This window comes from Paenibacillus sp. ISL-20, assembly GCF_018613005.1.
Classification (GTDB): Bacteria; Bacillota; Bacilli; order Paenibacillales; family Paenibacillaceae; genus Paenibacillus_AQ.
This window is the reverse complement of the sequence record NZ_JAGGRD010000054.1, coordinates 1-13,973: the sequence shown is the minus strand read 5'-3', so window position 1 is coordinate 13,973 and position 13,973 is coordinate 1. Positions and strand designations below refer to the sequence as shown.

Sequence of the window (13,973 nt, the reverse complement as noted above, 5' to 3'; positions counted from 1 at the left end):
GGCAAGCCTCTAAAAGAAAACGGTTACAACTATTCGTGAATAAACCTGCCGCAGGCCTATTATATCAGCATTGCCGTTTGTTCAAGTCCATTCAAAATATGGAAGAAGCCCGACTCCAGCATAAGGCTGGTCCGGGCTCATCTTCGCTATGCTTTTTTCCCTTTTATCAAACAGGCGTTCATCGAGCTTACCCTTCCAGAGCTGCCGTGAAGGTCAGCGCATGTTGTCCGGCTTCCATTTGAATGCTGTCTTCTTGCAGGCTCACTCCCGAGCCCTCCACAGATGAAACGGATCCCATGTCATGCAGCTTCACGGAGAATGGCTTGCCGCTGCCTTCCACCGTAAAATCAATCCGGCTGCCTGCACGTACCGCCCGCACAACAAGCTCGGTCTCCCCATTCATGTTGCGAACGGTAACCGAAGCCTCGCTGCCGTCTTCCAATGCATACAAGCCAAGTTCAACTCTGTCTGCATAGTCATATTCCGGACGGTTGTCGGTTGCTCCCAAGGCGAGGAACGAGTTGCTGCGTACAAACAACGGCAGCCCGAGGAAACCGTACGTTTCCTTGCGCCAAGCTCCGCCATCCACCGTTTCTCCGGTTAACAGATGCGTCCAGCGGCCCTTCGGCAGATAGTACTTCACATCGCCGTTCTCGCTGAATACCGGTGCCACAAGCAGGGAATCTCCCAGCATATATTGACGATCCAGCATTTCAACGGCCGGGTCTTCCGGGAATTCCAGGAACATGGCGCGCATGCTTGGCACCCCTTGCTCCGATGCCTGTACGGCGGTATGGAACAGATAAGGCATCAGACGGCTCTTCAGCTTCGTGAAGAAGCGCGTAACGTCCACTGCCTCCTCGTCATAAGACCACGGCACCCGGTAAGAGCTGCTGCCGTGCAGACGGCTGTGACTGGACAGCAAGCCAAATGCCAGCCAGCGTTTGAATACATGCGCCGGAGCCGTATTTTCGAAGCCGCCAATGTCATGGCTCCAGAAGCCGAAACCTCCGAGACCAAGGGACAAGCCGCCGCGCAGGCTCTCCGCCATCGATTCGTAATCCGCATAGCAATCGCCGCCCCAGTGAACAGGAAACTGCTGTCCGCCTACGGTTGCAGAGCGTGCAAATACGGCTGCCTGATTCTTGCCGAACTTCTCCACCAGCACATCAAAGACCACTTTGTTATAGAGCTGGGTGTAGTAGTTGTGCATTTTATGCGGATCGGAACCGTCAAAATAAACAACATCCGTCGGAATGCGTTCGCCGAAATCCGTCTTGAAACTGTCCACGCCCATATCTGCCAGCTCGCGCAGGTACCCGGCATACCATTCGCATGCGTCCGGATTCGTGAAGTCCACCAGTGCCATACCCGGCTGCCACAGATTCCACTGCCACACATCGCCATTCGCTTTCTTCACCAGATAGCCCTTCTCACGGGCTTCCTCAAAGAGACGCGAGCGTTGCGCGATATACGGATTGATCCACACGCAGATTTTCAAGCCTTTTTCTTTCAAACGCTTCAGCATGCCTTCAGGATCCGGGAAAACCTCTTCATCCCATTGGAAGTCCGTCCAGTTGAGCCCCTTCATCCAGAAGCAGTCAAAGTGGAACACTTCCAGCGGGATATCGCGCTCCAGCATACCGTCAACAAAGGAGTTTACGGTTGCTTCGTCATATTGGGTTGTAAAAGAGGTCGAAAGCCACAATCCGAAGGTCCAAGCCGGCGGCAGTGCCGGTTTGCCTGTCAGGTTCGTGTATTTGTCCAGCACGCCTTTCGGATCCGGTCCATCAATAACAAAGTACTCCAGTGACTCGCCTGGCACGCTGAACTGCACCTTCTTCACTTTCTCCGATGCCACTTCAAAGGACACGAGGTCCGGTTGGTTGACAAACACGCCATAGCCCTTATTCGTCAGATAGAACGGAATATTTTTATAGGCTTGCTCGGAGCTTGTACCGCCATCCTGGTTCCAAATATCCACGACCTGGCCATTCTTCACAAACGAAGTGAATCGCTCGCCAAGACCGTATACCCACTCGCCTACGCCAAGATCCAGCTCTTCGCGCATGTAGGTCTGTCCGCCATCTTCCACGATATGTGCCATCGATTTGGCTCTGCTGCCGGTAATGCGTTCTTCTCCTCTATAGAAGTGAACCGACCATTCCGGGCCTTTCTTGATCACAACGCTCAAATTGCCGCTGCGAAGAACCGCTTCCTGATCATTCTCTTCAATGACCGCATGGTCACCTTCCTGTTTGTACAATTCGAATGCAGGTCCACGATCTCTTACCCCCGCATAGTGCACCAGCTTTACACCGATGACGCCGGGCGCCGGAGAATGAAACTGCACGGTGATCAGCTGCGCATTAATGGTTGCTCCTCTACCCGGAATCGGGGCCGTGGAGGCATAGGCTGTCAACGCATCTCCTTTTACCGCAAAATCATAAGCCTGAACCGCTCCCGAAACGGAATATCCTTCCCGGATAAGCCAATTGCCGTCTGTAAATTTCATTTTTTAATCCGCCTTTCTATTTGATGAAAATTGAACTTTAAGATGTAAGCGTTATAATATCATTATACTGATCTATTTCAGGCTATTCTAACAGTATTACGTTGTTTTATAGCATAATTTTGATATAAGATGACATCACTCAAACGGCTGTTCATTCCAAGGAGGTATATGATGGATCAATCCTTTCGCCAGTTGTTAAAAGAAAGCACCGTCCACGGAAATGAACGTTTCCCGTTTGGTGCCTACTGGCATCAATTTGCCCCCGGTAACCATGTGGTAGACTCCCATTGGCATAAGGAAGCGGAAATTTTCTACGTGATCGAAGGCGAGGTTCTGTTTCAGATCGACTCGGAATATATCCCTGTCCGGGCGGGTGAAGCGATATTTATCGATGGAGGAGACCTTCACACCGGTCATGCCCGGGGCGATCAAGGGTGCAGTTTCTGTGCGATGGTGTTCGATTTCGGCATGCTTGCAAGCAGCAGCTACGATCTTGTACAGGAAGAAATGATTGTTCCCTTTCAGGAGCGAAGAGCCACCTTTCCAAGATGGATGACATCCGAGACCGATGAGCAGCTGCTTCAGCATATAAAGGAAATGACGCTGCTGTCGAAGCACAAACCTGCTGGTTATGAGGTCGCTATTAAGGGACATCTGTTTCTCATGTTATTTCAGGCCGCATCCTCTGGCCGGCTGGTCAACCGGAGCCGGAGCGAAACAGCGGATATGGTGAGAACGGAACGCTTGAAGAAAGTCATTCTCTACATCCAGAATCATTATCACCGTCCCATCCGGCTGAGTGAGCTGGCTGATCTGATCCCGATGAGCGAAGGCCAGTTCTGCCGCTTCTTCAAATCCATGACCGGGCAAACGCCCGTTGATTATATGAATTCCTATCGCGTTCGCCAGGCAGCGGAACTCCTTCGTCAGCCGGACAATAAAATATCCGACATCGCACTCGATGTCGGATTTGGGCACATCAGTTATTTTGTTCGAGTCTTTCGTAAGATCATGGACTGCACGCCTTCGGAATATCGGAAAAAATTATAATTTCGGCAGACTTGGTATGGTCTGATTGCAATCTCCCGGAAGCGGCAGGTTACGGCATACGTACTGGCCCGCGCTGTTCTCATTTGCAGCACCTGACGGAGCTGGCTGATGAACCCGCTGTTTCCAGAGCTGCCACAGCATGAATCCATCATTCGCTCTTCCCTTATTCTTGATGTAGTTCACCATCGTTTCTACATTATAATAGGACGTTGCGATATTATTCTGACCATTCATCATGTCGGCATCATATACCGTGCCTGGTGCGGCATTCAGTTGCAGGACAGCCCCGCCGGATCCCTCCGGTGCAATCTGCATGCCCATATTGATAGGTCCGTTGTATATCGCTTTATACGATTCATAGCCTTCACGCGGATCGTAATAAATACCGCCATCGTAGGACATCAGATTGATGAAGTTGATCCTGCTGCCATGATCCTTGACTACGCGATACATGGTACCGCCAAAAGGAGATCCCCATTGGACCTTGCCTTCTTCAAACGGCGTTCCTTTCACGTAATAAGCGCCCGTGGACCAACCGGCGATGGAAATCTGCAGATTCGCATTTCTTGCATGGATTTCATTATAGAGACTCGTAATAATGCCCGCGATTTCTCCATCCTTAGTGCAGCTGAACTGAGCGGCTGTTCCTTTGTTGCAGCTGCTGCCGCTGGATTCCCAGTCAATGTCGACGCCGGCAGCGCCAAGATCGAGAGCCAAATCCACTATGTTCTTGGCATTGAATCCGGACCACTGTGAACCTTGGCTGTATGACCAGCCTCCTACCGATAGGAACGCTTTCGTTCCGCGGGCTCTGAGAGATGCAATGTTGTTACGCAGATCCTGGGACTGCTGGGCTGTAAATTTACGTTGACCGTTCGGCGTCGTCGCCCCTTCCACAAATTCCAAGCCTGCAATGGCTTGATCAAACGCATAGGATCCTTGGGTATACGTGGTGTCCGGCCTTACGAATGCAAGATTGAGATGGGTGATGTAATTGGGAATGTTAGCGGTAGTCAGATCGTAGATACTGGTGTTCCAAGAGCTCGCGTAAGCGACATACATACGGTCACCAGGCAGCGGAGGGTCTACAGGAGGGTCTACAGGAGGGTCTACTGGTGGATCCACCGGGGGGTCTACAGGCGGCGTCCCGGGATTGCATGCTCCAAGGTCTTCCCATACACCCCATTGTCCAGTCGTTCCAGGCACCTCGCCCTGTGTCCACCATTTCGCTTTCCAGGCATGACTGTTGTAGGATACGATATTACCCCCGCCATACACGGCAGAACTGCTCCAAGCAGGCTCCGTACAGGCCTCAGCGGCTTGAGCATTGTACACAGGGAACATACTAAGCACCAGCAGGGCGATGAATCCGAGAATCCATCCTCTCATCGTTCTGGACAACCTTGTCATTCATCAAACAACTCCTTCGCTAATTGATTATGGTTATTAAAGCGGTTTCAAAGCTGGTGAAAGCTTCGTACCTTGCACACCTCCTAACGCAACAGATGAAATGATATGACGCACTTTAAGTGTAACTTGGCAATTTTTTGTACAACAAGGATAAGATTTACTTATTCAGGGGCAAAATCCTATATCCTGCACCTATCAGCACTTCTACGCAAAAAAAGCTGTCACACTGCGGATTACCGCGAATGAGGCAGCTCATAAAAAGAAAGCATGGTTAACCCTGACTCCGATTTAGGGTATGATGATAGCAACGTGTTATTTCTTATTGTTGATTGATCTCTTTGTGCCGCCTTGCAAACGGACATTTCGATAGTGACTCCGTGTTATCCCGCAAAAAATATTGCTTCCATTCATAGTTATCCTCCGCCCCGTAGAACTTCAAGTCAGGGTGCGGTGGTACGGGATCATATTTGGCTAACCGCTGACGAATCAATCCCTTGGTGTGTTCTGCTTGCCTTGTTCGGGCATTGAACTGCTTCAGAACCCAACGAGGCGTAAAAGCAAGCATCATGTAGGGAAAGTATCTGCTCTGGCGAAGCTCATGTGCCGGTGTGCCGCAATAAACAAAATAAGGCTCGCCTGCAAAACAAAATTCCCACAGATGATCCGTAGGCTCCTCCGGCAGATCCGTCGGCCAAGGCTCCGTATCGTATTCGGTTGTCCGGCTTAACAGCTGCCAGAACAAGCGCTCATAATATTGGGCGCCTTCCAGGCTATCGCGGCCATGCTCCGTACAGATCATGACGACAAGTGAAGTATATGGCCCGAAGTCCCTGGAGCCGAGTCCGTACTCGCGCAGCAGAGCAGCCAGCTGTTCCGCCGCGGCCTGTGATTCACCTTGATGAATAAAGCCGTATCTAAAATGATTCAGTGCATGTCCTTGCACTGCGGGAATACAAGGGAATTTGGCGTAACGGTCCGTCATTTTCTCGGTCAGCTTGGTTATCGCTTTCCGCTGCCATTCCTCCTGCAATCCATGGACAGCATCCATATCGTCCAACCTCAATAAACCGCTCATCACGAGACCCCCTCTTCTACAGCATATAAGAGTGGGTAAAAATAGGTGACTGTCTCGTGCGAAATGCACATGAATTTTGAAAAGCGTTTCCCAAAAGCTTGAACTTTCTGATATCTTAAGTAGAGAAGAAATTAAAATGACCAGGCTTATGCCTTAATTACCATAGAGAGGATTCTTTCACATTATGTCTAAACCCCTGTTAACAGATCAGATTCAAACTGCCAAACCCGCCAAAAAACCGAGGCCTTCCGCTCCACCTGTGCGCATCTTTGCGCTGGGGGGGCTTGGCGAAATCGGCAAGAACATGTACGGTGTGGAATTCAAAAATGAGATTATTATCATCGATGCCGGGCTGAAATTCCCGGATGCCGAAATGAGTGGCGTCGATTATATTATTCCGGACATTCGTTATTTACTGGATAACAAACATAAAGTAAAGGGTATGTTCCTGACCCATGGACATGAAGATCATATTGGGGCTATTCCCTATGTGCTTCGTCAAATCCAGATGCCGATCTATGGCGGGGCGCTGACCATCGGCCTGGTTCGTGCGAAGCTGGAGGAGCATCGGCTGCTGGATCAGAGTGATCTGCGCGTATTCCATGAAGACGAAACGATTTCATTCCGTCATCTTTCCGTTCATTTCTTTAGAACCACCCACAGCATTCCGGATGCCTTCGGGATCGTTGTGGAAACCCCGTACGGGCCGATCGTACATACCGGAGATTTTAAATTTGACTTTACGCCGGAGGACAAGCCTGCCAATCTGCACAAAATTCTGCATATCGGCGCACGTGGCGTCCTGGCCCTGATGGCTGACAGCACCAATAGCGAGCGGGACGGGTTTACTCCTTCTGAACGCACCGTCGGCGATTCCATTCTGCGTCTGTTCCGGGAATGTCCCGGACGGATCCTGTTTGCCACCTTTGCATCGAACGTTCATCGTCTGCAGCAGGTTGTTGAAGCTGCCATCCGAACAGGCCGCAAAATCGCCATCGTCGGCCGCAGCATGGAGAAGGTGTTTGTGATTGGTCAGGAGCTTGGTTATATTCGCGTGCCGGACGGCATGATGATTGATGTGAAAGCCGTTAATCGTTATCGCGATGACCAGGTGCTGATTATTTGTACAGGCAGTCAGGGCGAGCCTAATGCGGCACTGACACGAATCGCTTCAGGTGCCCATCGTTCGATCCAGATTCATCCGGAGGATACTGTTATCTTCTCGTCTTCGCCGATTCCTGGGAATACCCAGAACGTCAATCGCAGCATCGATCTCTTGATGCGGGCAGGAGCAGAAGTTAAATACGGCTCCATTCTCGATATCCACACTTCGGGTCACGGCTGCCGCGAGGATTTGAAGCTTATGATCAGCAGCTTGCGTCCCAAGTATTTTGTGCCGATCCACGGGGAATACCGGATGATGCTCAATCATCGTCACCTCGCCGTGCAGGTTGGGGTTGCCGACAGCAATGTTTATTTGATGAACATTGGGAATACGCTGTCCCTATTCCGCAACTATGCGCGTAAAGGCCGGAACATCCCCTCCGGAGACGTCTACATCAATAATGGAGAGCTGCGTACCCATGAGAAGGAATTGCTTGAGGAACGAGTACAGCTCGCTCACGATGGCGTTGTCATCGTCGCCATCACCATCAATCGCGAGACGCGCAAGCTGCTCTCCGGGCCGGAGCTGATTACCCGTGGGTTTGTATATATGCAGGACTCCAAGCCTCTTCTACGCAGAGCTGAAGCGATGCTGCGCAAGCAGCTGAACAAAGCCGGTGAACAGCGCGAATACAACCGGGCTGCCTGGGAACAGATGACAAACAACACACTCAACCGTTATTTTAAAAGGGAACTGGGCCGCAGCCCGTACATTATGCCTTCCATTATGGAAGTATAAGGCTCCGGTCACTCTGAGCCTTAACCGTATCTCAACATAAAAGGGTGGATCCAAGGTCATTTGAACCTTCGGATCCACCCTTTCTTCAGATATTAGAAAGTATACACTTCAAAGCATGTCCTACCTGATATCGCAAGAAAAAAATCATCTAAACGCGGTCTTCAGCCTTAGTCCGCAAGCTCCAGCCCTTTCGTTTCCTTGCCAAGTACGAGTACGCCGAGCGCACCGATCAGGATGGTCACGAAAAACATCACGAAAATGAATTCGATCCGGGTGCCATTTTGCTTCAGCACCCCGACGAGCAGCGGTGCAATAACGCCGCCGATCCGTCCAAACGACGTTGCTAGCCCAACCCCCGTTGAACGAACCTTCGTCGGATAGAGTTCCGGACTGTAGGCATATAAACCTCCCCATGCTCCCAGATTAAAGAATGACAAGGAAATGCCTGCTGCCAGCAGCGAACCTTCCGTGTTGGCGTAACCAAACCAGATTGCGCTAAAGGCCGTAAGCACCAAATAGGTAACCAGAACGAATTTCCGTCCAAACTTTTCTATAAAGTACGCGGCCGTAAAATAACCCGGCAACTGGGCAAGCGTCATAATCAACACATACTGAAAGCTTCGGACCAGACTGAACCCTTTATCGACCATGACGGTCGGAAGCCACAGGAACATGCCGTAATACGAGAATACGACCGTAAACCACAGTACCCACAGCATAATGCTCGTACGCCGATGTTCAACCGACCAGACCGAAGCCACTCGCTGCCCGAAGGTCAGCTTAGGGGCAGCCTTTGCTTTCTGCTCAAGATATCTTGGCGAATCCTCGATGGCACGCCGCAGATAGAGCGCATAAAAAGCAGGCAGAGCTCCAATAACAAAAGCAGCCCGCCAGCCGTAATCCGGGATGACAAAGTAAGCGATGAGCGCGGATAGTATCCAGCCTGCCGCCCAGAAGCTTTCCAACAGCACAACCGCTCTTCCCCGTTCATGAACCGGCATGCTTTCTGATACCAGCGTGGATGCAACGGGAAGCTCTCCGCCAAGTCCGAAGCCGGCAATAAAGCGCATCAAGCACAGCATGATAAAGCCGGTAGCCAGCGCGGAAAGACCGCTCGCGATCGAGAATATGAGCAGCGTCCACAGCAGAATATTTTTCCGTCCATATTTATCAGCCAAGAATCCAGCCATGGCCGCGCCGAATACCATTCCGATCGATGTGGTACTTGTCAGAATCCCTACCTGCTGCGAGCTCAGCGACCATTCGGCTGCCAATGCCGCGACAACAAACGAAATCATTCCGACATCCATCGCATCAAACATCCAGCTGGCACCCGCACTGATCAGCAGCTTGCGCCGCTTCGGCTCTTTTAACAATTGCATATTGCCCATGTTGGCCGCCCCCTCTCCTATATCTTTCTATAATGTAGAGCGAACCATACGTCTGGTCAAGCTAGATTATGCTGAGCGGCAGAATTACCTTTATGGTCGTTCCCTCATGAAGCTTGCTGGATACATGAACCTGTCCCTTGTGGTCCTCGATCATTTTTTTGCTGATCATGAAGCCCAGGCCATTGCCTTTCTCCTTCGTGGTGAAGAACGGTTCCCCGAGACGAGAGAGGATTGCTTCGGGAATCCCGCAGCCGTGATCCGTAAAATGGATGGCCACAGTATGGTCATCGCTACTCTCCAGCCGAATGGTCAACTCCCCGCCCCCCGGCATGGATTCCACGGCATTTTTAATAAAATTGATGAACACCTGCTTCAGATGATTCACATCACCCTCGACATTGGCCTCTCGCTCTCCGAAATCCTTTATAATCTCGACGTTATGTATGATGGCCTGCGTATTTAATAGAGTAATCACTTGGTCCAGGAGCTGCCGGATATCGGCACGCTCGAATTTCACGCTTTGCGGCTTCGCCAAAAACAGAAGCTCACTTACGATCATCTCGATCCTTTCGATCTCCGAGGAGATAATATCAAAATATTCATCCTTCCGGCCGGCGCCGGAGCGAATGAGCTGCACGAACCCTTTAATGGAAGTCATGGGGTTACGGATTTCATGGGCGATCCCTGCCGCAAGTTGACCGGCCATGGACAGCTTATCGGACTGGATCAGCCGCTCCTCTTCTTGATGGGCGGCCTTTTTCATATCGGTAATATCCGTAAAATGTGCCACATAGCCAAGTGTTCTTCCTTCCCTGCTACGGGCTGTGCTTAGCATACAAGATACCCACCTGATATCGCCTTGTTTATGTATCAGTCTCTTCTCCATTTGCAAAGAAGCGGTCTTACCCGACATTAGCTTCTCCATCCCATCTTTGTCCTTATTCACATCTTCCGGATAAATCCAATCGTAATAGGGATGGTGCAGACACTCTTCCGCCTCATACCCCAGCATGACGCAAGCAGCGGGATTAATTGTGATAATGTTCCCCTCTGAATCGATGAATACGGTTCCAATCGGCGCTACTTCAATCGCTTGGACCATAAAATCATAGCTGAGACGTTCACTATTCATCATCGTTTGGAGATCCTCCTGTCTTTCATTGTTCAATCGTTTTACATATTTCGAGATATCGGTTTGCTTCTCCTTTCCTCTCGCCTATTGAAAAATATAAATAAAGCAAACCAAAGGATAATTTGGACATGGGGCGAATATATTGTGATGAGGTTTCTAATTTTTGGTGGCAATTCCAGCGCTATTCTAGTGAAACTGAGAGAAAATGGTTTTTTTGACTTGAACGCTATGGCTTTTTCGTTTATTGTGAGAGAAAGCAAGTCATTTACAATTGCTAGTCGTTAGGACCGTTAACAAAGGAGTTTGCGAGTATGTACACGGAACAAGATATTTGGATTGTGCTTACAGGCACGGGCACCTGGTTCAGCAGAATGATCCAATATTTCACGAAGGCCCCACTCAACCATGCATCCATCGCGTTTGATTCCGAATTACGCGAAGTGTACAGCTTTGGGCGAAAGAAGGCGAACAACCCGTTTGACGGCGGTTTAGTTCGCGAGAATCTACGCGACCCCTTCTTCTACACTTCGGAATGCGCGGTATATCGCTTCCGCGTTAGTAATGAAGACTATCAACGCATGCACAACCTTGTCAAAGAGATGATGCGTGATCAGGACCGCTACAAATATAATCTGCTAGGGCTGCTGGGTATATTGTTTCGGATTCATATTGATCGTGACGATGCTTTCTTCTGCTCCCACTTTGTTGCTACGGTGCTGGAGCAAGCAGGCCTGCGGCCTGTGAACAAGCCTTGTCATCTTGTAACGCCGGAGGATTTCTCCCATTCATCGCAGTTGAATGAAGTCTACCGTGGACCTCTCCACGGGTATCTTGCTCAAGACATGACATCCCCGCTATCCCCATCACCGACGTTTACTCCTGTGACAACGAAAGGCCGCGGCAAGTTCTTCAGATTCGGAAAAACGGGTTAATACTGAAATATGTTGCTATCATATAGATATGTTTCTCTGATACCTTGGAAAAAAGCAGCCGGGCTCTCACGAGGCCACTGAAAAACTAATGTTTTTGAAAAAATCAAGAAATTTGGGGGATCAAAAATGTCTCCCTAAATACGAAACGAGCCTTAGAAGCGATTCTGGAGGCTCGTTTTTTTCTGATATTTTATTATTTTTAGAAGAGCGGCTTTTTCAGTGGCCTCACTCTCACCCGGCTGCTTTTTTGTATGTTCCTCGCGGGGGTAACCCCCTGCGTCATGTTTAGCATTAAGCGGATGGAGTCTGGTCCGACGTCTGCTCCAGCACCGTCTTTTCGACCACAGCGGGGCTAGATTCGATAGTAGATTCTGCCAGCTTTTCCTGCTCCATTTTCTTACGCTTACGTTTGCGGTTAAAGTACACACCGATCAACAGAAGCGGAATGGCAATAAGCGCAATATATAACGATACATCCTTAACCATACCTTCTGCCGCGTTACCGTACAGGTAAAACAAGGTACCTATAACATAAAACTTGGTTGCTCTGCCTATAGCGGCATAGGCAAGAAGTCTCCATAACGGGAAGTTCAAACACCCCGATAGAATCGTGAACACCTTAAAGGGTACCGGCGTAAAAGAACCAATCAATATAGCGGCCTCGCCGTTTTTCTGGAACATGTTCGTAGCAGCGTCAATCCACTCTTTTTTCAAAATCTTATATAGTACCGACTTCCCAAGCAGCTTTCCGATTAAATAACCCAGCGGCGTCCCCAGCAAGCACCCGATAAAGCCATATGTTGCGAGCCACAGCGCATTCTGCGGATGCATGATGCTTAGCGAAACTTGCAGAAAAAAGGCGGGAACCGGAAAAATTACAGCATCTGCAAACGAATGAATAAACAATCCCCATGGACCAAACTTGATCAAAAAATCCAAAATGTCCTGAAACATGTCTCAACCCCTAAACATTTTCTTCCTGTTTCTATCAGACCCTTTATAAAGTATAGCACATAATTATACTGGAAAGGACCTAAGCCGCTCCTATCCCTGCGGAAAAAACGCGTAAAACGAAGCATGCCTTTGCTCCTATACACTATATGCAGCAAGTTCAACTAACAACAAAAAAACCTTTCTTCTTGGAAGAAAGGTTTGGGGTCACTCTCTGCAAGCCGAATTTCATCCATGAATAAGCTTGCAAAAAAATGTATTTTGTTTAATTTGCAGATAAACTGCGGTGCGCGGAGTGTCTTGTCGGACCTACAAATTCATTCAGCGGGAAGCCATTCGAGATGGCTTGGGTAATGAATGCCTTCGCTTGCTGTACCGACTCGCGAACGGTTAAGCCTTTGGCAAGATTAGCTGTAATGGAAGCGGATGACGTGCAGCCCGCGCCATGGGTGTACTTCGTTACAATGGTATCAGCCTCGAACCATTCAAAGCTGTCTCCGTCATAGAGCAGGTCCATCGCTTTGCCTTCGCGGATCTTGCCTCTATCTTTAATCAGCACATTCTTCGCGCCGCGCTCATGAATAATGGCCGCAGCCTCCTGCATTTGATCCAGTGTTGTAATCGGGCCGGACTTAGCCAGTTGGGACGCCTCGAACAGATTTGGTGTTACCAGATCGGCGCGCGGGAGAAGGAACTCCAGCATCGCTTCCGTATTTTCCGGCTGCAGCACTTCATCCGTGCCTTTGCAGACCATCACCGGATCGATGACAATCCGTTCCAGATTATAGCGGTCGATATACTGGGACACGAGCTCGATGATCTCTACGGATCCGAGCATGCCGGTCTTCATCGCGTCGATGCCAATGCCCTCGAGCACGGTTTTCAACTGTGTTTCTACAATATCTAGCGCCACCGGGAAAACCTGATGGTCCCATGTCTTTGGTTCCATGCAGACAATCGTGGTCAGTGCGGTCATACCGTATACGTCAAATTCCTGAAACGTCTTCAAGTCAGCCTGGATGCCAGCGCCGCCACTCGTATCCGAGCCCGCTACTGTTAGTGCTTTTCGTATCGTCATGTTCCATGTTCCCTTCGCTTGTAAAATGATTACTCTATTATAAGAAAAACTGGGATTGGCGTCTATTCATTGATCGCGTATTCGCAGATGTCGAATCGTAGTCTATTCAAAGACGAATTCTGAGCTGATGCAACACTCCGCATGCGGATTGTCCTTCCGATCGCTGTTGCCCCCAGATTCCTTTGAATCACGATTTATATCGTTGGAATCTGGGGGCAAAGGCGAACGCTGCACTTCTACAGAACAATTCCGCCTGCTCCGTTGGAGCATTTCTTTTAAGCCCTTAAAGAAAAATTCACTTGCGACTATTCTCAGATGGCGAATTCTGAGAGTTATACATCACTCCGCATGCGGATTGTTCTTCCGATCGCTGATATGAACGAGACCTGTCAAATAGCAGTTTGTAACTCCCTTGTTTTCCCAATCCCCTTTATACAAGAGGGGGTGAAAAAACTGAACTATATAAACTGAACTTTTGATTTACAGACGGATGCAAAGGCGGTCAATAGTCTCCGTCCGGTGGATATTGACTCGTC

Annotated in this window: 10 protein-coding genes; 3 read left to right on the top strand and 7 right to left on the bottom strand. The window is 49.6% G+C overall.

The features are described 5' to 3' along the window. Positions 1–187 precede the first annotated feature (187 nt). The gene (gene yicI / locus J7E85_RS26850; protein WP_215163029.1) at positions 188–2,515 is read right to left on the bottom strand and encodes an alpha-xylosidase; all 2,328 of its coding nucleotides are present in this window, start codon (positions 2,513–2,515) and stop codon (positions 188–190) included. Between the two features lie 171 nt (positions 2,516–2,686). On the opposite strand from yicI, the gene J7E85_RS26845 reads away from it, so the two are divergent. After that, positions 2,687–3,565, top strand: a complete 879-nt coding sequence (locus tag J7E85_RS26845; RefSeq protein ID WP_215163028.1) for a helix-turn-helix transcriptional regulator — start codon at positions 2,687–2,689, stop codon at positions 3,563–3,565. On the opposite strand, the gene J7E85_RS26840 is transcribed toward J7E85_RS26845, so the two are convergent. After that, positions 3,560–4,975 (bottom strand): glycosyl hydrolase family 18 protein, encoded by a 1,416-nt coding sequence (locus J7E85_RS26840; protein ID WP_215163027.1) that lies wholly within the window; start codon positions 4,973–4,975, stop codon positions 3,560–3,562. The two genes, J7E85_RS26845 and J7E85_RS26840, sit on opposite strands and share 6 nt — an antisense overlap. 319 nt (positions 4,976–5,294) lie before the next feature. Further along, positions 5,295–6,050 (bottom strand): YqcI/YcgG family protein, encoded by a 756-nt coding sequence (locus tag J7E85_RS26835; RefSeq protein ID WP_215163026.1) that lies wholly within the window; start codon positions 6,048–6,050, stop codon positions 5,295–5,297. Between the two features lie 184 nt (positions 6,051–6,234). On the opposite strand from J7E85_RS26835, the gene rnjA reads away from it, so the two are divergent. Continuing rightward, complete coding sequence (gene rnjA, locus J7E85_RS26830) at positions 6,235–7,953, top strand: ribonuclease J1 (protein WP_215163025.1); 1,719 nt, start codon at positions 6,235–6,237, stop codon at positions 7,951–7,953. A 167-nt stretch (positions 7,954–8,120) separates the two neighbouring features. Here the strand turns inward: rnjA and J7E85_RS26825 are convergent, their stop codons facing one another. Next, entirely contained in the window at positions 8,121–9,344 is a 1,224-nt protein-coding gene (locus J7E85_RS26825) for an MFS transporter (protein WP_215163024.1), read from the bottom strand. Positions 9,345–9,405: 61 nt separating this feature from the next. Then, positions 9,406–10,479: an ATP-binding protein gene (locus J7E85_RS26820; protein ID WP_215163023.1), complete on the bottom strand. Its 1,074-nt coding sequence runs from the start codon at positions 10,477–10,479 to the stop codon at positions 9,406–9,408. A gap of 308 nt (positions 10,480–10,787) precedes the next feature. Between J7E85_RS26820 and J7E85_RS26815 the strand changes: the two genes are divergently transcribed. After that, the gene (locus J7E85_RS26815; protein ID WP_098749017.1) at positions 10,788–11,408 is read left to right on the top strand and encodes a hypothetical protein; all 621 of its coding nucleotides are present in this window, start codon (positions 10,788–10,790) and stop codon (positions 11,406–11,408) included. 291 nt (positions 11,409–11,699) lie between these two features. Here J7E85_RS26815 and J7E85_RS26810 read toward each other — a convergent pair whose 3' ends face one another. Together J7E85_RS26810 and pdxK are read right to left on the bottom strand one after the other, a co-directional pair. Further along, a complete protein-coding gene (locus J7E85_RS26810) occupies positions 11,700–12,362 on the bottom strand; it encodes a YqaA family protein (protein ID WP_215163022.1) in 663 nt (220 codons plus the stop codon). 262 nt (positions 12,363–12,624) lie between these two features. Then, positions 12,625–13,437, bottom strand: coding sequence for a pyridoxine/pyridoxal/pyridoxamine kinase (pdxK, locus tag J7E85_RS26805; protein WP_215163021.1), 813 nt, complete (start codon positions 13,435–13,437; stop codon positions 12,625–12,627). Between the last annotated feature and the right edge of the window lie 536 nt (positions 13,438–13,973).